The sequence below is a fragment of the Curtobacterium sp. MCLR17_054 genome, assembly GCF_003234335.2.
Classification (GTDB): Bacteria; Actinomycetota; Actinomycetes; order Actinomycetales; family Microbacteriaceae; genus Curtobacterium; species Curtobacterium flaccumfaciens.
The window spans coordinates 1,942,421-1,962,393 of sequence record NZ_CP126263.1; the positions used below are offsets into that span (position 1 = coordinate 1,942,421).

Genomic DNA, 19,973 nt, shown 5'->3' on the forward strand with positions numbered 1-19,973 from the left:
CGCTGCTGGGCGTCCGGACGGGTCCGACCGGTAGACGTGGAGCTGTGCAACAGATCGGTGTGGGCGGAGAACGGTTCGACGGTGTCAGCGAGATTGCGGTGCTCCGCGGCGGGGGACTGGGCGACCTGATGTTCGCCCTCCCGGCGGTCGAGGCCCTGGCCGCCGCGTACCCCGGGGCCCGGATCACGTTGCTCGGGGCGCCGTCCGCGCGGCCGGTGCTCGAGGGTCGCACCGACGCCGTCCACGCCTTCGAGGAGCTCCCCGTCGTCCCCGGCGTCCGGGACTCCGGCGAGGGCGCACCGACCGAGCAGGACTTCTTCGAGCGGCTGCACGGGCGCTTCGACCTCGCGGTGCAGGTGCACGGCGGCGGCCGGAACTCGAACCCGTTCCTGCTCCGGCTCGGCGCCCGTCACACCGTGGGCACCGCCACCGAGGACGCCGAGGTCCTGGAGCGCTGGGTCCGCTACGTCTACTACCAGCACGAGGTCGTCCGGGCGCTCGAGGTGGCCTCGCTCGCCGGCGCCGAACCGGTCACCCTCGACCCCCGACTGCACGTCCCCGAGGCCACGCGGGCCGGGGTCCGACAGCGCCTCGGCGCGCGGGGACGACTCGTCGCGATCCACCCCGGCGCCACCGACCCGCGTCGCCGCTGGAGCCCCTCGCGCTTCGCCGAGGTCGCCCGTGCCCGGCTCGCCTCGGGGGACGACGTGGTGCTCGTGGGTGACGACTCGGACGTGCCGGCGTCGTCCGCCATCGTCGCGTCGCTGCCGCCCGAGCTCCGGGAGCGCGTGCACGACCGCACCGGGTCACTGCCGCTGCGCGAACTCCCCGACGTCCTCGCCGCCGCCGACGTCATGGTCGGCGACGACTCCGGCCCACGGCACCTCGCCGTCGCCGTCGGCACCCCGACCGTCGGGGTGTTCTGGTTCGGCAACGTGATCAACGCCGGGCCGTTCGACCGTGGTCGGCACCGCGTGCACCTGTCCTTCGTGACGCAGTGCCCGGTGTGCGGCACCGACGTCACCCAGGTCGGCTGGACCGCCGAGCGGTGCGAGCACGACCCGTCCTACGTGGACCAGGTCGAGCCGGAGGCCGTCCTCGCCGACGTCGAGGACCTGCTCCGCACGCTCTGACGAGCCTCGCACCGTGCGAGCTTCGGTCTCGTGCGCGCGTCGTCACCCCGTGCGCGGTTGCCCGCTGCGTGCGGCGCTGCAAGCGCGCACCCAGCCGTCAACGCTGCACCAGGCGGCGCACCGCGCACCGTGCACCGTGCACCGTGCACGGAACGCGACCGGACGCCGGACGGGAGGCCCGCTGTCAGCCCGCAACGCGCCTCCCGGCCGCACCGTGCGCACGCCGTCACCCAGTGCGCGGTTGACCGCTGCGTGCGGCGCTGCAAGCGCGCACCCAGCAGTCAACGCTGCACCAGGCGACGCACCGCGCACCGTGCACGGAACGCGACCGGACGCCGGACGGGAGGCCCGCTGCCAGCCCGCAACGCACCTCCCGGCCGCACCGTGCGCACGCCGTCACCCCGTGCGCGGTTCACCGCCGCGTGCGGCGCTGCAAGCGCGCACCCAGCCGTCAACGCTGCACCAGGCGACGCACCGCGCACCGTGCACGGAACGCGACCGGACGCCGGACGGGAGGCCCGCTGCCAGCCCGCAACGCGCCTCCCGGCCGCACCGTGCGCACGCCGTCACCCCGTGCGCGGTTCACCGCTGCGTGCGGCGCTGCAAGCGCGCACCCAGCCGTCAACGCTGCACCAGGCGACGCACCGCGCACCGTGCACCGTGCACGGGACCCGGCACGCGGCACGCGGACACACGGGAGGCGCGGTGCCAGCCGGCACCGCGCCTCCCGTCCGTCAGCGGCGAGCGACTACGGCCAGCTCGGCTCCGTCGCCGGCATGATCGACAGCTCGCGGATCTCGCAGCCGGCCGGCTGCGACAGCGCGAAGATGATCGAGTTCGCGACGTACTCCGGCTCGATGAGCTGCGCGTCCGGGCCCGGCTTGTACTGCTCGGTCCGGTCGGCGAAGAAGTTCGTCCGCATCCCGGCGGGGATGATGTTCGTCACGCCGATGCGACCGGCGGTCTCGGCGGCCAGCGCCTGCGAGAAGCCTCGGACGCCGAACTTCGACGCCGAGTACGCGGTGCCGTCGCCGACGCCGCGCAGGGCGAGCGACGACGAGATCGTGACGACGCGGCCGTGCGTGGCCTCGAGGGCGGGCAGTGCGGCGCGCACGGTCGAGGCGGTGCCGATCAGGTTGACGCCGACGATCTGCTCCCACTTGCCGGACGAGATCGCGTCGATCGGGGCGGGGGTGTCGATGCCCGCGGCGGTGACGACGGCGTCGAGGCCGCCGTGCCGCTCGGCGGCGTCACGGACCGCCTGCTCGACGGCGTCGGTGTCCGAGACGTCCACGGCGACGGCGTCGACGCCCTCGGGGACGGCGTCGATCCGCAGGTCGAGGACGATCGGGGTGCCGCCGGCCTCGGTGACGGCAGCCACGACGGCGGCGCCGAGTCCGGAGGCGCCGCCGGTGACGAGGACGCGGCCGATGGGGGTGGTGGGGACGGGCATGGATGTCCTTTGCGTAGTGGAGCGGGAAGTGGTCGAGCAGGTGTGTGACGGCGGACGGACGCTCAGCCGACGCGTTCGATCGCGGCGGCGAGCCGGGTGGTCGACCGGCCCGGGTGGAACGGCACGGTGACGACGCGGCCACCCCACTCGGCGAGGGTCGCCGTCTCGGGCAGTTCGCTCGCGGTGTAGTCGCCGCCCTTCGCCCAGACGTCCGGTCGGAAGCGGCGCAGGGCCTCGTCGGGGGTGGACTCGTCGAACACCACGACGGCGTCGACGCAGTCGAGTGCCAGGAGCAGCTCGACCCGGTCGTCCTGGGTCATGATCGGCCGGTCCGGGCCCTTCAGTGCGCGAACTGACGAGTCCGAGTTGAGGCACACGACCAGGCAGTCGCCGAGTGCACGGGCGGCCGACAGGGTGCGGGCGTGCCCGGCGTGCAGCAGGTCGAAGCAGCCTCCGGTCGCGACGACGGTTCCGCCGGCGCTCCGGACGTCGTGCACCAGGCGCATGGCGTCCCGGTCGGCCCCGGGCACGGCGAGCGGCGCGGGGCCGTCGTCGGCGAAGAGCGCGGTGACGCCACCGGCGGCCAGGTACTCGGACGCGGCGACCACGCCGGCGGAGACGGCGTCGGGGACGTCCGCGCCGGACGCCAGTGCGACGGCGACGCCCGCGGCGAGCCGGTCGCCGGCACCGCAGGGGTCCCCGGCGCTGACGGACGGAGCCGGCACGAAGCGGCTGTCGCCCTGGGCGTCGGCGAGCAGCGCACCGCGGTCACCCATCGTCACGGCGACGGCGCCGGCCTGCCACTGTTCGACGAGCCGGGCGGCGGCGACGGTCGCGAAGGGCACACCGTGTCCCTCGACGTCGGTGAAGCGTCGCGCCTCGGCAGCGTTCGGGGTGGCGACGGTGGTGCCGGGGACGGGCGCGGCGCCCTTGGGGTGCGGGTCCCAGACCACCGGCAGGCGCTCGGCCGCACGGGTGAGGGCGTCACGGAGTGCCGGGGCAGCGGCGACCCCGCGGCCGTAGTCGGCGACGACGATCGCGTCGACGCCGTCGAGGGCTGCGGTCATCGCGTCGGTGGCCTCGGGCACGGGCGGGGTCGCGCAGCCCTCGTCGATCCGGACGAGGGCGTGGTCGACGACGCGCACGCGGGTCTTCACGGGGGTCGGGACTCCGGATGGTCCGGCGACGATCGTGACGTCGGGGAGCAGGTCGCGGATCTCCTGGGCACGGCCGTCGTCGCTCAGGACGGTGACCAGGGTGACGTCGTGGCCGTCGCGGGCGAGCATGGTCGCGACGAGTCCGGCACCACCGGCACGGCGGTCGTCGGTGGCGACGTCCACCACGGGGACGGGGGCGTCGGGGCTCAGGCGCTCGCTCGTGCCGGACACGTCGACGTCGAGCAGGGTGTCCCCGACGACGGCGATGCGGAAGCGCGGTCCGGCGGCACGGCCACCGGCGGCACCGGAACGCGGTGCGACTGCAACGAGCCCGCTCATCGACGGCCCCCGCGACGCAGCGTCGGCTCCATGGCCTTGCAGAGCGCGTGCACCAGGACGAGCTGCGCCTCCTGCACGTTGGCGGACGGCCCTTCGATGCAGATCGCGTCGTCGACCAGGTCGGCGAGTGGGTTCGGTCCGGAGCCGGTCAGCGCGAGGGAGCGGGCACCCACGGCACGTGCGGCCTCGGCGGCCCGCAGCAGGTTGGGGCTCTTGCCGCTCGTCGACAGCAGCACGAGGACGTCACCGGCACGGGCGTGCGCCGACACCTGCCGCGCGAACACCTGGTCGTAGCCGTAGTCGTTCCCGATGGCGGTCACGGCGGAGGTCTCGGCGTGCAGCGAGATGGCCGAGTACGCGGGCCGGTCGCCCTCGAAGCGGCCGGTGAGCTCGGACGTCAGGTGCTGCGCCTCGGCAGCGGAGCCGCCGTTGCCCGCGGCGAGCAGCCGACGTCCGGCGACGAGCCGCCCGGCGATGTCGTCCGCCCACTCGGCGATGTGGTCCCGGTGGTCGACGAGGGAGGCGATCACGGGGACCGACGCCGCGACGTGGTCGACGACGACGCGGGCGCTGTCGGTGACGGCGCGGTCCTCGATCCCGGTCTGCTGGTCGATGGTCATCGTGCGGTCCTCTCCGTCGACTGCGCGGCGCGGGTGACCCGGCCGGCGTGGGTGGTGCGCGAGCGGCCGGCAGCGGGCCCGGTGGTGCTGGCGGACGAGGTCGCGCCGGCGAGCAGGCGCTCGTAGACGCGTTCACTGTCGGCCGCGACCTTCTGCCAGGTGTAGCGGGACTCGGCGCGCTGTCGACCAGCACGGCCGTACGCCTCGCGGCGCTCCGGGTCGTCGAGCAGTGCGCCGACGGCCTCGGCCACCGCGGTCTCGTCGCGCGGCGGCACGTGCAGGCCGGTGGCGTCCTCGACGACGGTGTCGATGAGCCCGCCGACGCTCGACGCGACCACCGGGCGGCCGCAGGCCATCGCCTCGAGCGGCACGATGCCGAACGGCTCGTACCAGGGGGCGCAGACGACGACGTCGGCGCTGCGGTAGACGGCGGGCATGTCGTGCTGCCCGAGCTGCCCGCGGAACGTCACGTGGTCGCGCACGCCGAGCGACCGGGCGAGTGCGTCGAGGCGCTGGTACTCGGGGTCGTCCACCAGGTCGGCACCGGCGACACCGGCACCGCCCACGACGACGAGTTCGACGTCACGGCCCTGTTCGACGAGCGCGGCGAGTGCGGCGATCGTCGTCCCGACGCCCTTCCGCTGCACGAGTCGTGAGGCGGTGAGCACCCGGAGCGGACGGTCGCGCTGCTCGACGGGGCCGTCCGGACGGAAGAGCGACACGTCGACGCCGCACGGCACCACCGAGATGCGGTGCAGCGGGACACCGAGGGCCTTGAGCTCGAAGGCCTCGTCCGAGCAGGTCGCGACGACCTGGTCGACGCTCCGACCGACGGCGGGTTCGACCCACTCGCGCTCGGCCGGGCTGGTGTCCGCGGCACCCTGGTGCCGGCGCTTCACGACACCCAGGGCGTGGAAGGTCTGCACCACCGGGATCCGCACCCCACCGGTCCGGGCCTGCACCTGCGTCACCGCGTCGAGGGCGGCGTGGCCCGACATCCAGAAGTGCGCGTGCACCACGTCGGGGCGGTCGAGGAACCACTCGGCGGCGAGCACCGACGCGAACGTCCCCATGAACGGGAACAGCTCGTCCTTCGGCACGGCACGCGCGGGACCGGCGTCGACGTGCACGACGTCCACACCGGGGCGCAGGGGCACGCGGACGGGCTGCGACGCGTCGTCGCGCCGCGTGTAGACGGTCACGTGGTGGCCGCGGTCGGCCAGTGCACCGGACAGTTCGGCGACGTGGACGTTCTGCCCACCGGCGTCGACCCCGCCGAGCACGGCGAGCGGACTCGCGTGCTCGGACACCATGGCGATCTTCATCGCAGGCTCCCTTCGAGCGCGGCTCCCGCCGCACGGTTCCGTCGCGCACCGCGCGCGACGGCGTCGTCGAGCAGGTCGTCCCAGTCGGCCAGGAACCGACCGAGCGCGTGCCGTGCGAGCACGGCCTCACGCGCCACGAGCCCCCGTCGGCGCGCCTCGTCCGGGTCCTCCAGCAGCAGCCTGGAGGCCCGCACCAGCTCCTCGACGTCGGTCGCGATCGCCCCGGCCTCACCCGGGACCGTGCGGGCCGCGTCCGTCGTCGCGAGCACCAGGACCGGCATGGCCATTTGCATCGACTCGATGAGCGACAGGCCGAGCGAGGTCCAGCGGTTCGGGTGCACGTAGGCCCGCCGTTGGGCCAGCGCCGCGTGCATGGGGTCGGCCTGGACGTCGCCCTGCGCGACCACGCGGTCGCCGAAGCCGAGCTCCGGCAGCCGTTCGGTGCCGATGCCCCAGACGTCGACCGGGGCGACCTCGGCGAAGCGGGGGAGCAGGTCGGTGCCGACGACACGGTTGCGCCGGACGGGTTCGTTGATGACGACGCCGAGGCGCTCGAGCGCGCCGGTGTACAGCGGGCCGGGGTCGACGACGCCGTGCTCGACGACGGTGGTCCGGGTGGTGCCGCAGTCCCACATCAGGGCGTTCCAGTGCGTCACGTGCGCGATCGTCAGGTCGTCGCGGTCGCGCATCGGGTGCAGGCTGTTCGGCACGTCGACCCGGGGGGCGTTGTGCTCCACGAAGACGATCGGGACGTCACGGCCACCGAGCAGACGGCGGGCTTCCTCGAGCTCCTCGGTGCGCTGCAGGACGACCACGTCGACCTCGGCCTCGGCGACGTCGGCCGGGTCGATCTCGATCGCGGAGTCAGGCCAAGCGCGGCCGCCGCGGCCGAGTCCCCAGGCGTCGCGCGCCGGGGTGGTCGGGATGAGGTACTCGTGGGGGCCGCGGACGAAGGCGTCCATCCAGCCGCCGTGCACGTGCCACACGAGGATCCGCATGCAGGGCCTTCCGGTCGGTGTCGATGGGCTCGCTCCCCGCCGCTGCCGGAGCAGCAGGAGAAGGAGCAGGAGAAGCAGTGGCGCACGCTACGCAGCGCCTTCTGGGCCGCCCCGCAGACTTCTCGGATCAGTCCGCGAAACGCGGTCGCGGAGCCGCTCGTGGGCCTCCAGGACGTCCGCGATGCGCACTCCGGACAGGCACGGGTGGCCGGGGACCGGGCACTCGCGAGCGCGGCTGAGCCGGCACGGTGCGGCCTGGTCGCCGAGCAGTTCGACGAGCGGGGCGTACGGCGCCCACTTCACGGCGGGGACGACCGGCGAGAACAGGCTCACGATGGGTGCCCCGACGGCCGCGGCGAGGTGGGCCGGACCGGTGTTCCCGACGACGACGACCTCGGCGCCGGCGAGGACGGCCGCGAGTTCGGCGGGGCTGGTGCGTCCGCCGAGGTCGATGCCGCTGTCACCCGCCACGGCGGCGGTCAGCGCGCGTTCGCCGGGGGAGCCGGTGACGACGACGGGGACGCCGCGCTCGGCGTAGGCGGCGACGAGCGCACGGTGGTGGGACTCCGGCCACGACCGTGCCGGGACGCTGGCTCCGGGGTGGACGACCACGTAGCGGTCGAGACCGGCCACGGGCGGGGGCGGGACGGCGTCGTGGCGCACCGCGAGCCTCCCGTCGTCGTCCGGCGGCAGCCGGAACCCGGCCGCCTCGGCGATCCGCAGCGCGCGCTCGGGCTCGGGGAGGTCCTCGGGCAGGTCCTCGCCGGGGCGCAGCCGCACGTCGAGCAGTGACCCGGGGTGGTCGACCGAGGCCCCGGAGACCCGGGGGACCCCGGCCAGGCGCAGGAGCAGCGCGAGGGGCAGGGGCGACTGGTGGAAGGACGTCAGGACGACGGCCTCGTCGGGCTGTTCCTCGGCGACCAGCGCGCGGAACTCGGCGAGCAGGGCGTCGTCGATCGGGCGTGCGGTCTCGGTGACCCACGGTGCCGCCCACACCCGCACCCGGTCGATGCCGGGCAGCAGGTCGGCGGCCGGCGCCCCCTGCGGTCCGCACAGCATCGTCACGTGCGCGGCACCGGCGGCGACCGCGCGCACCGCGGGGCCGGCGACCAGGACGTCGCCGAAGGAGTCGAGTCGGGCGACGAGGACGCGTCGGCCGGCGCTCATGCCCGGTCCGCCACGCTGCCGACGTGCTCGAGCACCAGGGTGACGGCCTCGTCCAGGTCCGTGGCGACGGTGTCGGCCTCGTCGATCTCCTGACGGCGGGTGCGCGGGGTGGGCACGAGGATCCCCTGCGCGCCGGCGTTCCGCGCGGCCTGGACGTCGGCGCCGATGTCACCGACGACGACGATCGACTCCGGCGGGATGCCGAGCCGCTCGGCGGCGTCGAGGACCATCCCGGGCCGGGGCTTCCGGCAGGCGCAGTCGTCGCCGGCGTCGTGCGGGCAGACGCACCACACGTCGAACGGGCCGACGAGCTCGTCGACCCGGGCGTTGGTGGCGTCGACCTGTTCGCGCGTGGCCATGCCCTTCGCGATCACCGACTGGTTCGTGACGACGCCGAGCTGCAACCCGGCGGCACGCGCCCGGTCGACGGCGCGGCGGGCACCGGGGACGGGGACGACCAGGTGCGGGTCGGCGTTGTACGGGACGTCCACCACCAGGGTGTCGTCGCGGTCGAGGAGCAGGCCGCGGATGACGCGGTCCGGTGCGAGGGCCATGCTCCGTGACTACCGGTCCACAGCCGGGGACCGCCCCAGGAAGAGCCGCGGAGCGCGGTCCCGGCAGGACCGTCAGCGTGTCGGGTCTACCGTCGCGGCGGTGACCGCCCTCGAGAAGCTGCCCGACCCCGACGGACGCCCGGAACTGCTCGTCCTCCGTGCCATCAAGCTCGGCGACCTGCTCGTCGCCGTCCCCGCACTGCACGCGCTCCGCCGCGCGTTCCCCGACCACCGCATCACCCTGGCCACCACGGCGTGGCTGGCGCCGGTCGTCGAACTCGTGCCGGCGGTGGACGTCCACCTGGCCCAGCACGGTCTCGACCACCCGATCGCGGTGCCGCACGGTGCCGTCGACATCGCCGTCAACCTGCACGGCGCCGGCCCGGAGTCCTCGGACCTCGTCGCCGCGCTCGCCCCGCGCCGGGTCATCGGGCACGTCGACCCGACCCACGACTACGAGGGCCCGGAGTGGCCGGACGACGTGCACGAGCGCGACCGCTGGGCGGACCTGCTCACGTGGCACGGCATCCAGGCGGACGCCACCGAGGTGCACATCGACCGCCCCGCCGAGCCGCCGGTGGTCGCCGACGCGGCCGTCGTGCACGTGGGTGCCTTCCACGGTGCGCGGCACTGGCCGACGGACCGCTTCGCCCACGTGGTGCGCGGACTGCGTGCGCGCGGTGCCGACGTGGTCCTGACAGGAGGCTCGGACGACGTCGTGCGCGCCCGTGCCGTCGCCGACGCGGCCGGCCTGGCGCCGGAGGCGGTCCTGGCCGGCACCCTGGACCTGCAGGCCTTCGCCGCGGTGATCGCCGCGGCGCGGCTCGTCGTCACGGTCGACACCGGCGCTGCGCACCTGGCGTCCGCGTACGGGGTGCCGTCGGTCGTGCTGTTCGGCCCGGCCCCGCCCGAGGCGTGGGGCCCGCCGTCGACCGGTCCGCACATCGTGCTCACCGACGCCTCGGTCCGTCGCGGTGACGTCTTCGCCGAGGACCCGGACCCGGCGATCCTGGCCGTGACCGCGGACGACGTGCTCGGCGCGGTGGACCGGCTCCGGGTGACCGCTCAGGCGGCCGGGCGGTAGCGTCGACCGAGAGCCACCCGGACCTGCCGGATGCTCGGAGGGAGTCCTTCGTGTTCGAAGCCGCGAACATCCGTGACTGGATCGGTCTGCCGGTCGTCGACGAGGCCGACGACAAGGTCGGCACGCTCGAGAGCATCTACTACGACACCGCCACCTCCGAGCCGGCGTTCGGTGCCCTGACCACCGGCATGGTCGGGTTCCAGAAGCTCGTCTTCGTCCCGCTGTTCGGCGCCACGGTCGCCCCGAAGCACCTGCGCGTGACGTTCCCGAAGAAGCTCGTCAAGGACGCCCCGTCGATCTCGACCGACGGCGAGCTCGACGCCGCGACCGAGCCCGAGCTGTTCCAGCACTACGGGCTGGAGTACCGCACCGGCAGCGGTGGCGAACGCCGACTCGGACGCCGCTGAGTCCGTCCCGCCCCACCGACCGACCCCACCCGACCGACCGATCCGCCGCACCCGCCCGGAGGCCGCAACTGCTCCGCACCGCCCGTACGACGCTGCTCGCCGCCCTGGCGGCGGTCGCCGTCGTCGGGCTGGTGGTGGCCGGGGTCGCGGCACCGGGGCCGGTGGAACCCGCGTCGGCCGCACCGATGTGGCCCGTCCCGCAGCCCTACCCGGTGCCGGACGACCCGACCGAGCCACTCGCCGACCTCCCGCCCGGCAGCGAGTACGTCGCCCTCGGTGACTCGTACTCCGCCGGCTACGGACTCGGCGACCGGACGCGGCTGCCCACGAGCGCGTGCGTGCAGTCGGCCCGTGACTACCCGCACCGGCTCGCGGCGCGGTTCGGCCTCGACCTGACCGACGTCACGTGCGCGGGGGCCACCAGCGAGGACGTCACGACCGGACACCAGTTCACGGGCGTCCCCCCGCAGATCGAGTCGCTGTCGTCGCGCACCCGGCTCGTGACCCTGACCATCGGCGGCAACGACGCGGACCTGTTCGGCACCGCCGCGTCGTGCCTGGCGATCTCGGCCGACGGCCCGGTGTTCTCCGGACGCGACGCGCCGTCGTGCGAGAGCACGCTCGTGCAGGACGGTGAGGACCAGCTCAGCGTGAAGATCCAGTCGCGGGTCGCGCTCGGGATCGCCGACACCCTCGCAGCGGTGCGACGGGCCGCGCCGAACGCCGTCGTCGTGTTCCTCGGGTACCCGGCGATCTTCCCGGACGCCGAGCACACGCCGGCGAAGGGCTGCTTCCGCTCCGCGCTCGACCTCGGCACGCTCGCGGGATCGTTCCCCTCGGACACCTTCCCCTTCACCGACGACGACGTGGCGTACCTCCACGGCGTCCAGGAGGAGCTCGACGCGGTGTCCGCATCCGCCGCCGACGCCGCCGGGGTGCGGTTCGTCGACGTCCTCGAACGCACCGAGGCCCACTCGGCCTGCGCCCCGGCGGACGAACGCTACGTCGCCGGCGTCAGCCTGACCGGCTCGAGCGACCTGCGACGCATCGACCTCAAGGCCGGCGCCCTGCACCCGAACGGCCGCGGTGTCGCGTACCTCACCGACCAGATGGCCGACGCGATCCGGGAACTCGCCGGCTGACCCGTCCGGACCCCGCGCTGTCCGTGTGCGCCGCCGGAGGGACGACGCACACCGGAGCCGCCGTCTCACGGACGACGTCGTGGAGCAGTGCGCCGGACAGCACCCGCACGTGCCCCCGTCCGAGCACCACGAGCGACGCCCGCCGGGTGCGCGAGGCGATGGCGTGCCCCGGGTGCCCCTCCACGAGCAGCGGCCGGATCCGCACCGCCGGGAACCGCGCGGTCAGGTCCTCGGTGACCCGCTGCAGCAGTTCGGCGTTGCGGGCGCGCCACCGCAGGGGATCCTCGGCGAAGTCGGTGAGCCCGGTCCGGGTCAGCACGGGCATCTCCCACGCCCGGAGCAGCGTCAGTCGTCGGTGCAGCCGGACGGCCTCGGCGACGGCGATCGAGACGGCCCGTTCGTCGATGGGTTCCTCGACGGCCAGCACCACGTCGCCGTCGATCGGGCGCGGGCCCTCGGGGACGATCACGGTCGGCACGGCCGCGCGGACCGCGACCCGCGCCGGGTCGCCGCCGGCGGTCGAACCCCGTCGGCTCCGGAAGGTCCCGATCACCAGGAGGTCACCGCCGTCGGACTCCTCGACCAGAGCGGTGGCGAACGGTCCGGCGTGCCGGTGCACCTCGACGGTGACTCCGGGCAGGGCGGCACGAGCGGCCTCGGCCAGGCGGTCGGCGACCGGTCGGGGGCCCTCGATCGCCGGGTCGGCACCGATGATCCGGATCCGCTCGATCCCGCTGTCCGCGCGGGCGGCGATCCACCGCAGCGCCTCGTCGTGCGGCATCGCGGCGTCCGCGGCCAACGTCACCGTCGTCCATCGTTCGTCCATCCCGATCGGCCTCCTCCATCGCAGGTCCTCCGGGGGCGTCACACGGCGCTCCGTGCGCCACACGGTACTCCCGGCGCGGACGTGGGGAACCGGCGGTGTAACCGCGCACGTCGGGTGGTGCGCGGCGTGTGGGTGGTGATCCGGGCCTCCCGGCCGGGTCTGCGTAGTCTCGGGACGTGGTCGTGAGCGCCGGACTGTTGCTGCACCGGACCGGTCCGTCCGGGCCCGAGGTCTTCCTCGCGCACATGGGCGGACCGTTCTGGCGGAACCGGCCGCGTGCCTGGTCGATCCCGAAGGGCCTGGTCGAGGCGGGCGAGGAGCCGCTCGGCACCGCACTGCGCGAGTTCGCGGAGGAGATCGGCGTGCCCGCACCGGTGACCGCGGCCGGCCTGACCGACCTGGGGGAGTTCCGGCAGGCGTCGGGCAAGCGGGTGCGGGTCTTCGCGGCACGGGCGTCGGGGTTCTCGGTCGACACCGTGCGGAGCAACACCGTGCGGCTCGAGCTGCCGCGCGGGTCGGGGCGGTTCGTGGAGGTGCCCGAGGTGGACGACGCACGGTGGGTCGGCCTCGACGAGGCGCGGGAGCTGGTGGTGGCCGGGCAGGTCGCTGCGCTCGACGCCCTGGTGGCGATGGGTGCCTGACGCGCCGCTCGTGTTCGTTGAGGGGTCACGAACTGTCGTCCGGCGGCCCTCCAGCCGACACTTCTCGGCCACCCGGCGACCGGCACGCGGCAGGTCGTGACCACTCGGCGGGACCTTCTTGCTCGTGTAATGCCCCGGACACGAGCCTCGCCCGCTGGATAGTCTGAGGGGGTGTCGGGTTCACCGGCGCCACAGCAGGGGAGTACGCATGCGGCGCTGGCGCGCGGTCACGGCAGGGCTGACGGCCCTCGCACTCGGAGCAGGACTCGCGATCGGCGGCGCGACCAGCGCGTCGGCGGAGCCGGTCGGCAACTGGGGGACCTTCACCCTCAGCGGAGCGAGCCGGGCCTACACCGGCACGATGACGCTCGCCGGGTTCCCCGAGACGACCTTCACGTCGGACTCCCGGCAGTCGACCGTCGTCAGCGGGGCATCGACCTGGCAGTCGGCGTCGACCCCGTCGGGCGCGGTCTACGGGACGAGCCGTGGCCAGACCTACATGAACCAGCGGCCGAACGTCGACTCGCCCACGACCGGCGCCTCGACGACCACCTACACGTTCGCCGAGCCGACGCCGGGTGCCCAGAGCTGGTCGTTCGTGCTCGGCGACGTCGACGCGGACCGGGCGACCATCTCGGCCACCGTCTCCGGGGGTGGCGCCGCGACCGCGGAGCAGCTCGGCTACGTGAGGTCCTACAACTCGTGCTCGGCCGCCGTCGCCGGAGGGCCGTCTTGCACCGCCGACCCCGACGGCACGACCGGGCAGGACCGGCCCACCTGGGACCCGGCCACCCGGACCCTCACGGGCAACACCGGCGCGGTCGACACCGCCGGTGCGACGGCCTGGTTCACGCCGACCGTGTCGCTCACCAGCCTGACGATCACGTACCAGCAGCGCAGCGGGTTCCCGGTGTACCAGACCTGGTTCGCCAACCGCACCGCCGCGATCACCGGCACGGCGACCCTCGACGGAGCGCCGATCCCCGGGGCGATCGTCCGTGTCACCGCTCCGCGCGGCACCGTTTACACGACGACCACCAACCCCGACGGCACCTACGCGTTCCCGCAGCTGCCGGTCATCGCGAACTACCGCGTCGAGATCACCCCGCCGGACGGCGCCGAGGGTCCTGACCAGCCCACGAGGGTCTCCCTCGCCCAGGCAGGCTCACCGGGCGGCGTGGACCAGCAGGCCGACTTCGCGTTCACGTCGCCGGAGGACACCGTGTCGGTCATCGGCACCGTGGTCGACGAGGACGGTCGACCGGTCTCGAACCTCGAGGTCGTCATCACCGACCCGGGATCCGGGGACGTCCTCGTCGACACCACGACGAACAGCGACGGCGTCTACACCGGCTCGGACCTGCCGGCGGACACCGACCTCGACGTGTCCGTCGCCGACGAGCCACCCGTGACCATCACGACCGGCGACGTCGACGCGGCACCCGCGGTCCCCGACGAGATCGATGTGCCGGCCGCCGTCGTCGCGACGGTCGCGGGTGTGGTGTCGCTCGACGGTGCACCCGTGCCCGCCGGCGCAGTGGTCGAGCTCGTCGACGGCACAGGCGCCGTGGTCGCATCGACGGAGACCGACGCGGACGGTCGCTACGTCTTCGCCACCGCGGCCGGCACGTACACGGTCCGGACCGAACGACCGGAGCCGGGGGCGACCGGGGCGACCTCGAACACCGGTGTGACGGCCGTCGCTGGCGAGCGTGCTGCGTCCGACCTGCCGTTCGCCTCCGCCGCCCCCGCAGCCGAGGTCACGACCGACCAGCCCGGCACGGTCGTCGACCCGAACGGCGAACCCGTTCCGGACGTCGAGGTCGTCGCGACTCCGACGGACCCACAGTCCGGCGATCCCGTGTCGGTCGTCACGGACGACGATGGTGCGTTCGACCTGACCGGCCTGGAGCCCACGACCGAGTACGTCGTCTCGGTCGACGTCGAGGGGGCCGAGACGGCGACCGTCGTCACCCCGGAGTCCGGGGCTGCGACACCGCTGGCGTTCGTGTTGCGGGCCGCGGCGGGTCCGGCGCCGGCTCCTGCTCCGTCGCCGTCGCCGTCGCCGAGTGGCTCTCCTTCGGCGGCTCCGACCGGCCCCGCTGCCGGCTCGGGCTCTGGCTCCGCGCCGGTCTCGGGCCAGGGCGACGCGGGGGACGGTGAACCGCTGGCGTACACGGGGGCGGACCTCGGGCCGGGGCTCATCGCCGCCGGGGTGCTCGTGCTGCTCGGTGCGGCGCTGCTGACCTACCGCGCGGTGCGCAACCGCCGCCGCACGGACCACTTGCAGGACTGACCGGGCTGCGGCCGCGGTGGTGGCGGCGGCGGCGGCGGCGGCCACGGTCGCACAACACGCCGCCCGCGTCCGCCGAGGGGTCACGAACCGTCGCCCGCCACCCCTGCAGACGACAGTTCGTGCGACCCTGCCGCCCCGCCAACGGCATGTCGTGACCACTCGGCGCCTGGCCGCGGGCCTTCGTCGCGGTCGCACAACACGCCGCCCGCGTCTGCCGAGGGGTCACGAACCGTCGCCCGCCGGCCCGTCAGACGACAGTTCGAGCGACCCCGACGCCACGCCAACGGCATGTCGTGACCACTCCGCGAACGCCCCCGCGAACGCACCCGCGCCCGCGCCCCCGCACAGCCCCTACCGCGTCCGCGGCCGCCGCACCGAACCCGTGACGACACCGATCGACCCCGTGACCGTCTGGATCGCCCGCCCGACGACCGGCACCGACGTGGTGACGACCGCGAGCGACGACGTGATCGCCTCGATGGACGAGGTCGACAGGTGCTCCTGCGCGTGCGAGTGCACCGGGAACCCACGGCGCGCCAGCACGACGACCCCGAGCGCGCCGACCAGCACCGCGGCACCGGCGAACGGCAGGTACTGCAGCCCGACGATCCCGAGGGCCTGCCCGCCGAACGCCGCACCACCGGCGATGCCGATGTTCGACGCCCCGTTGACCAGCGCGCCGGCGATGTCGGGGGAGACGCCTCCGGCACGGATCGCCGCGGCCATGAAGAGCGTGCCGGTCGTGCCGTTCGCGGCCATCCAGACCCCGGCGACGACCATCGTCCCGATCAGGGAGCCGTGCACGAACGGCATCGTCGCGAAGGCCACGACCATCACGGCGACCGAGGCGATCAGCGTCTGCCGGGGCGCACGGTCGACGAACATGCCGGCGAGCCAGAGCCCGACGACACCGGTGCCACCGAGCACGAGCAGCGCCCCGCTGACCATGCCGGCGTCGAGCCCGGCGTCGATCGCGTACGGCCCGATGTAGGTGTAGACGACGTAGTGCCCGCCGAACAGCAGCATGTCGGCGATCACGACGGACAGCAGTCCGGTGCGCGCCCAGGCCTTCGGCGACCCGATGTGCGGCGACGAGGCACCGCGGACGGCGGGCAGGAACAGCAGGGCGACGACCGCGAGTGCCGCTGCGGCGACCCCGACGGAGAACACGGCCTGGCGCCAGCCGATGTGCTGCGCGACCCAGGTCGCGACGGGCACACCGAGCACGAAACCCAGCGAGCTGCCCGAGTACACGAACGCGATCGCGCGCCCGGCCAGCCGCGGTGGCACGATCCGGGTGGCGTACGCCGAGGCGACCGAGAAGAACAGTGCGTGCGCGATGCCGCCGACGACGCGTCCGGCGCAGACCACGGCGAACGACGGTGCGAGCGCGACCATCAGGTTCGACACGGTGTAGCCGACGAGCGTGGCGACGAGCACGGTCTTGCGGGGCAGCTTCGCGGTGAACGCGGTGAGCGGCAGCGCGAGGAGCGCGACGGCAGCGGCGTACACGGTGATGACGATGCCCATGGTGGCCTCGGTCACGCCGAGGTCGGCGCTCATCGTGCCGAGCAGCCCGACGGGCATGAGCTCGGTGGTGATGGCGAAGAACGTCGCCAGTCCGAGCACGGCGATGCCGACGATCGACTGACTGGTGACGGTGATCGGCCGCGTGTGGGTCGACACGGCCGAGGTGGTGGTGTTGGTGGACACGCTGCTGACCTCCTCCGAGGCACGGTGGAGCGCGCGACGATGCCGATCGTTCTGACGGCGGTGACCGGGAGGGTCTGCGGGGCGCGCTCGCTGGCGGATGTGGATGATGTGGGTACGACTCCACGACGAGTGCGCTCATCCAGTGTTGCACGATGGAACGACTCTCGCGAGGGCATCCAGCAAATACATCGGAGCGCTCCAACGAAACACTCAGGTACTGATCGCCCGCTCAGTACTCGTTCGTCACCCGGCCCTGGACCCCGCCGCCGCGCAGCTCGATCGTCAACGTGCCGCTCCTGGACTGCGCCGACATCGACACCGCCCCGTGCAGCGCCGCCTGCCGCGGGAAGCACGCCGTCGACGACTCGATCCGGTCCGCCGTCGCCACGAGACAGATCGTCGACCGGTCGGTCCCGATTCCGGCCCAGACGTTCCAGGGGGTCTCGGCGGTCCCGCCGTCGAGCGCTCGGTTCGTGAAGACGAGTCGCGTCGTGTGCAGGCTCACCGGCGCAGCGACCGGCCCCGGCAGCTGGTCGGCGTACGTCTGCGGGACGTCGAGCAGCTGTTCGAGCGTCACCGTCCCCGCCGTCGGCGTGACACTCGGCGCCGCGGCGACGTCGGGCTGCGCGGTCCCGACGAGCGTCCCGGCGGCGAACGCGACGCCCACCGCGGCAGCCGCGCCGCCCGCGATCCAGGCGCGTGGTCGCTCCGTCCACAACCACCGCCGCCACCGGGTCCGACCGGTCGGCTCGGCCTGGCGGCCCGGCTCGTCCCCGCCGTCGCCCCGCGCGTCGTCGACGTGCTCGCCCCCACCGCCGTCGGTCGCCTCCGACACGTCGGCTCCGGCAGGCACCGCCGCCGCGCCGGCGGGCAAGGACACGACCGCCGCGTCAGCGGGCGAGGACACGGGCACCGGCACGGGCCCTGGACCCGACCGCGTCACGGACGGGACGGACGTCCGGACCGGACCCGGGCCTCCCGGCAGGAGATCCCGCGCCGTCGCGACCGCACGCACGCGGGGTCGTCGTCCGCGTTCCAGGTCCTGCAGTGCGATCCGGGCGCGCGCCGCGTCCGCCGGGCTCGATCCTGCTCCCCAGGCGACGGCCTCGAGCCGTGCCCGTTCCGCTGCCACGTCGTCGTGGGCCATGCGCACTCCCGCTCTGCCGGTCGCGTGGACAGTTCCATCGTGGCACCGCACAGCCGTGCGCGCGCACCCAGAACGAGGGAGTAGGCGTGGTGCATGAGCACCGACCCCATGCCGCAGCACGACGCCGACGCCGAGACCCTCGAGCCGCTGAGCCACGACACCCAGTCCGGCGAGGCCGACTACGTCGCGACCAGCCCCGGCGGTGCCGGCACGGAACGCCACGTGCCGACCGCCGACGAGGAGCAGGGCCGCGGCACCGAGTACGACCCGGTCGACCAGGGACCGCAGCAGGAGGGCCAGGGCGGCTAACGGACCACCCGGCGCAGCACGGCGCGTTCGCCGTACGTCCAGGCCGCACTCGTCACGACGTAGAGCGCGGCGGCGAGCGGTGCGATCGCCGCGAAGACGACCGTGATGAACGGCACGTACCGACCCACGGCGGCGGTCGCGGCGGCGCCGGGGACGCCCGGCTCCGGTGCCGGCACCGGGTTCCAGTGCGCGTTCGACCGGCGGCTGAGCTCGACGACGACCGCGAGCACCGCCAGCAGGACCATCACCACCCAGGCGTGCACCCACAGCGGCGACGTCAGGGTGACGACGAGCGAGTGGCCGAGCGGGACCCCGACGAGCGTCGCCTCCAGCAGGGCGTTCGTGGTGTCGCCGATCGAGGCGTGCGTGAACAGGGCGTAGACGAGCGACACGACGGGTGCCTGCGCCAGGACGGGCAGGCAGCCGGCCAGCGGCGAGACCTTCTCGTCGGTGTACAGCTGCTGCATCGCCCGCTGCAGGCGCTGGGTGTCGCGGCCGTACCGCTTCCGCAGCGCCGCGAGCTGGGGTGCGAGGCGCCGGCGGTCCCGCTCGGCCCGCACCTGCAGCACGGACAGCGGGACGAGCACCAGGCGGACGGCCAGGGTGAGGAGCACGACGGCGATCGCCGCGGCGAACGAGCCGGCCACGGGGGAGAGCGCCGCGGTGAGGGCGGTGAAGAGGTCCGCGCCGCCGTGCAGCAGCGGGCCGACGAGGGGCAGGGTGGACAGGTCCATGACGGTTCCGATCGGTGGTGGGTCAGCGGGGTGCGCGAGCGGCCCGGCCACCGGTCGGTGGTCAGGCCGGGGTCGCGACCCCCGGTGCCCGTGAGCGGACGTGGCCGTCGGCGTCGGGGTGGCTCCACCCGATCCGGGTGACCAGGTCGGGTACCGCCGACCGGTCCGACACGGACGCCGATCCGACCCCGAGGACGGCCGCGAGCACCGCGACGAGCAGCCGGGCGACGACGACGGTCACGGCGACCGCGGTCAGCCCGAGTGCCGCGACGGCCAGCAGGGGCAGCACCCCGGCGGCCGGGTCGCCGAGCACCAGCGCGGCGGTGGCGCGGAGCAGCAGCAGGACGGCGGTCATGGTCCGTTCAGCGTAACGCCCGCGTGCCGTCGAGGACCGGAAGGTGCGGCGGGGGAGGATCACGGCATGACCGCAGGTTCGCCGAGCACCCCAGCGACCGTCGCGCTCGAGGCGGCCGGGGTCCCGTACACGCCGCACGTGTACGAGCACCACGAGAGCGCCACCAACTTCGGAGAAGAGGCGGCCGCCGCCCTCGGGCTGCGCGAGGAGCAGGTCTTCAAGACCCTGGTCGTCTCCGTCGACGGCACCCTCGCCGTCGCGATCGTGCCGGTGGCGAACCGGCTCGACCTCAAGGCGATCGCCGCAGCCGTCGGGGGCAAGAAGGCGACGCTGGCCGATCCCGCCCTCGCCGAGAAGCGCACGGGCTACGTGGTCGGCGGCATCAGCCCGGTCGGCCAGAAGACCCGGCTCCGCACCGTGCTCGACGAGTCGGCGCTGTCGTACTCGAGCATCTTCGTGTCCGGCGGACGTCGCGGCTTCGACGTCGAGGTGGCGCCGACCGACCTCGCGCGGATCACCGAGGCGGTCGCCGCACCCATCGCGCGGACCTGAGTCGAGTCGCCGCAAGTTTTT

The 19,973-nt window shown here is 74.3% G+C and carries 20 protein-coding genes; 8 read left to right on the forward strand and 12 right to left on the reverse strand.

Annotated elements, in window-relative coordinates; all coding sequences use genetic code 11:
- The first annotated feature begins 44 nt into the window (after positions 1–44).
- On the forward strand, positions 45–1,133 hold the full coding sequence (locus DEJ08_RS09350) for a glycosyltransferase family 9 protein (protein WP_111054211.1): 1,089 nt from the start codon (positions 45–47) through the stop codon (positions 1,131–1,133).
- A gap of 748 nt (positions 1,134–1,881) precedes the next feature.
- On the opposite strand, the gene DEJ08_RS09355 is transcribed toward DEJ08_RS09350, so the two are convergent.
- The 7 genes from DEJ08_RS09355 to DEJ08_RS09385 form a co-directional block, all read right to left on the reverse strand.
- On the reverse strand, positions 1,882–2,586 hold the full coding sequence (locus DEJ08_RS09355) for an SDR family oxidoreductase (protein ID WP_027465581.1): 705 nt from the start codon (positions 2,584–2,586) through the stop codon (positions 1,882–1,884).
- 62 nt (positions 2,587–2,648) lie between these two features.
- Positions 2,649–4,082, reverse strand: a complete 1,434-nt coding sequence (locus DEJ08_RS09360) for a PfkB family carbohydrate kinase (protein ID WP_258367020.1) — start codon at positions 4,080–4,082, stop codon at positions 2,649–2,651.
- The gene (locus tag DEJ08_RS09365; RefSeq protein ID WP_110863760.1) at positions 4,079–4,702 is read right to left on the reverse strand and encodes a D-sedoheptulose-7-phosphate isomerase; all 624 of its coding nucleotides are present in this window, start codon (positions 4,700–4,702) and stop codon (positions 4,079–4,081) included. The genes DEJ08_RS09360 and DEJ08_RS09365 overlap by 4 nt, the downstream gene beginning before the upstream one ends.
- Positions 4,699–6,027, reverse strand: a complete 1,329-nt coding sequence (locus DEJ08_RS09370) for a glycosyltransferase (RefSeq protein ID WP_111046034.1) — start codon at positions 6,025–6,027, stop codon at positions 4,699–4,701. Before DEJ08_RS09370 ends, DEJ08_RS09365 begins: the two co-directional genes overlap by 4 nt.
- Entirely contained in the window at positions 6,024–7,025 is a 1,002-nt protein-coding gene (locus DEJ08_RS09375; protein WP_111054212.1) for a glycosyltransferase, read from the reverse strand. The genes DEJ08_RS09370 and DEJ08_RS09375 overlap by 4 nt, the downstream gene beginning before the upstream one ends.
- Positions 7,026–7,112: 87 nt before the next feature.
- Positions 7,113–8,192: a glycosyltransferase family 9 protein gene (locus tag DEJ08_RS09380; protein ID WP_111054213.1), complete on the reverse strand. Its 1,080-nt coding sequence runs from the start codon at positions 8,190–8,192 to the stop codon at positions 7,113–7,115.
- Positions 8,189–8,746, reverse strand: coding sequence for a D-glycero-alpha-D-manno-heptose-1,7-bisphosphate 7-phosphatase (locus DEJ08_RS09385; RefSeq protein ID WP_111054214.1), 558 nt, complete (start codon positions 8,744–8,746; stop codon positions 8,189–8,191). Before DEJ08_RS09385 ends, DEJ08_RS09380 begins: the two co-directional genes overlap by 4 nt.
- Positions 8,747–8,846: 100 nt before the next feature.
- Between DEJ08_RS09385 and DEJ08_RS09390 the strand changes: the two genes are divergently transcribed.
- The 3 genes from DEJ08_RS09390 (at position 8,847) to DEJ08_RS09400 (ending at position 11,379) form a co-directional block, all read left to right on the forward strand.
- Positions 8,847–9,830: a glycosyltransferase family 9 protein gene (locus DEJ08_RS09390; protein ID WP_111054215.1), complete on the forward strand. Its 984-nt coding sequence runs from the start codon at positions 8,847–8,849 to the stop codon at positions 9,828–9,830.
- A gap of 50 nt (positions 9,831–9,880) precedes the next feature.
- Positions 9,881–10,237, forward strand: coding sequence for a PRC-barrel domain-containing protein (locus DEJ08_RS09395; RefSeq protein ID WP_027465587.1), 357 nt, complete (start codon positions 9,881–9,883; stop codon positions 10,235–10,237).
- A gap of 161 nt (positions 10,238–10,398) precedes the next feature.
- Positions 10,399–11,379: an SGNH/GDSL hydrolase family protein gene (locus DEJ08_RS09400; RefSeq protein ID WP_146248462.1), complete on the forward strand. Its 981-nt coding sequence runs from the start codon at positions 10,399–10,401 to the stop codon at positions 11,377–11,379.
- Here DEJ08_RS09400 and DEJ08_RS09405 read toward each other — a convergent pair.
- Complete coding sequence (locus DEJ08_RS09405) at positions 11,336–12,205, reverse strand: universal stress protein (RefSeq protein WP_111054217.1); 870 nt, start codon at positions 12,203–12,205, stop codon at positions 11,336–11,338. The two genes, DEJ08_RS09400 and DEJ08_RS09405, sit on opposite strands and share 44 nt — an antisense overlap.
- Before the next feature lie 176 nt (positions 12,206–12,381).
- Between DEJ08_RS09405 and DEJ08_RS09410 the strand changes: the two genes are divergently transcribed.
- Positions 12,382–12,846 (forward strand): NUDIX hydrolase, encoded by a 465-nt coding sequence (locus DEJ08_RS09410; protein WP_111054218.1) that lies wholly within the window; start codon positions 12,382–12,384, stop codon positions 12,844–12,846.
- A 208-nt stretch (positions 12,847–13,054) separates the two neighbouring features.
- Positions 13,055–15,142, forward strand: a complete 2,088-nt coding sequence (locus DEJ08_RS09415; protein WP_111054219.1) for an MSCRAMM family protein — start codon at positions 13,055–13,057, stop codon at positions 15,140–15,142.
- A 351-nt stretch (positions 15,143–15,493) separates the two neighbouring features.
- Here DEJ08_RS09415 and DEJ08_RS09420 read toward each other — a convergent pair whose 3' ends face one another.
- Complete coding sequence (locus DEJ08_RS09420; RefSeq protein WP_111054220.1) at positions 15,494–16,855, reverse strand: MFS transporter; 1,362 nt, start codon at positions 16,853–16,855, stop codon at positions 15,494–15,496.
- 229 nt (positions 16,856–17,084) lie between these two features.
- On the reverse strand, positions 17,085–18,002 hold the full coding sequence (locus DEJ08_RS09425; RefSeq protein WP_111054221.1) for a hypothetical protein: 918 nt from the start codon (positions 18,000–18,002) through the stop codon (positions 17,085–17,087).
- Between the two features lie 93 nt (positions 18,003–18,095).
- Between DEJ08_RS09425 and DEJ08_RS09430 the strand changes: the two genes are divergently transcribed.
- Positions 18,096–18,311, forward strand: coding sequence for a hypothetical protein (locus DEJ08_RS09430; RefSeq protein ID WP_027465592.1), 216 nt, complete (start codon positions 18,096–18,098; stop codon positions 18,309–18,311).
- Here the strand turns inward: DEJ08_RS09430 and DEJ08_RS09435 are convergent.
- Both DEJ08_RS09435 and DEJ08_RS09440 read right to left on the reverse strand, forming a co-directional pair.
- On the reverse strand, positions 18,308–19,045 hold the full coding sequence (locus tag DEJ08_RS09435) for a YidC/Oxa1 family membrane protein insertase (RefSeq protein ID WP_111054222.1): 738 nt from the start codon (positions 19,043–19,045) through the stop codon (positions 18,308–18,310). The two genes, DEJ08_RS09430 and DEJ08_RS09435, sit on opposite strands and share 4 nt — an antisense overlap.
- A 61-nt stretch (positions 19,046–19,106) precedes the next feature.
- The gene (locus DEJ08_RS09440; RefSeq protein WP_110863747.1) at positions 19,107–19,400 is read right to left on the reverse strand and encodes a hypothetical protein; all 294 of its coding nucleotides are present in this window, start codon (positions 19,398–19,400) and stop codon (positions 19,107–19,109) included.
- Between the two features lie 66 nt (positions 19,401–19,466).
- Between DEJ08_RS09440 and ybaK the strand changes: the two genes are divergently transcribed.
- On the forward strand, positions 19,467–19,952 hold the full coding sequence (ybaK, locus tag DEJ08_RS09445) for a Cys-tRNA(Pro) deacylase (RefSeq protein ID WP_111054223.1): 486 nt from the start codon (positions 19,467–19,469) through the stop codon (positions 19,950–19,952).
- The last annotated feature ends 21 nt before the right edge of the window (positions 19,953–19,973 follow it).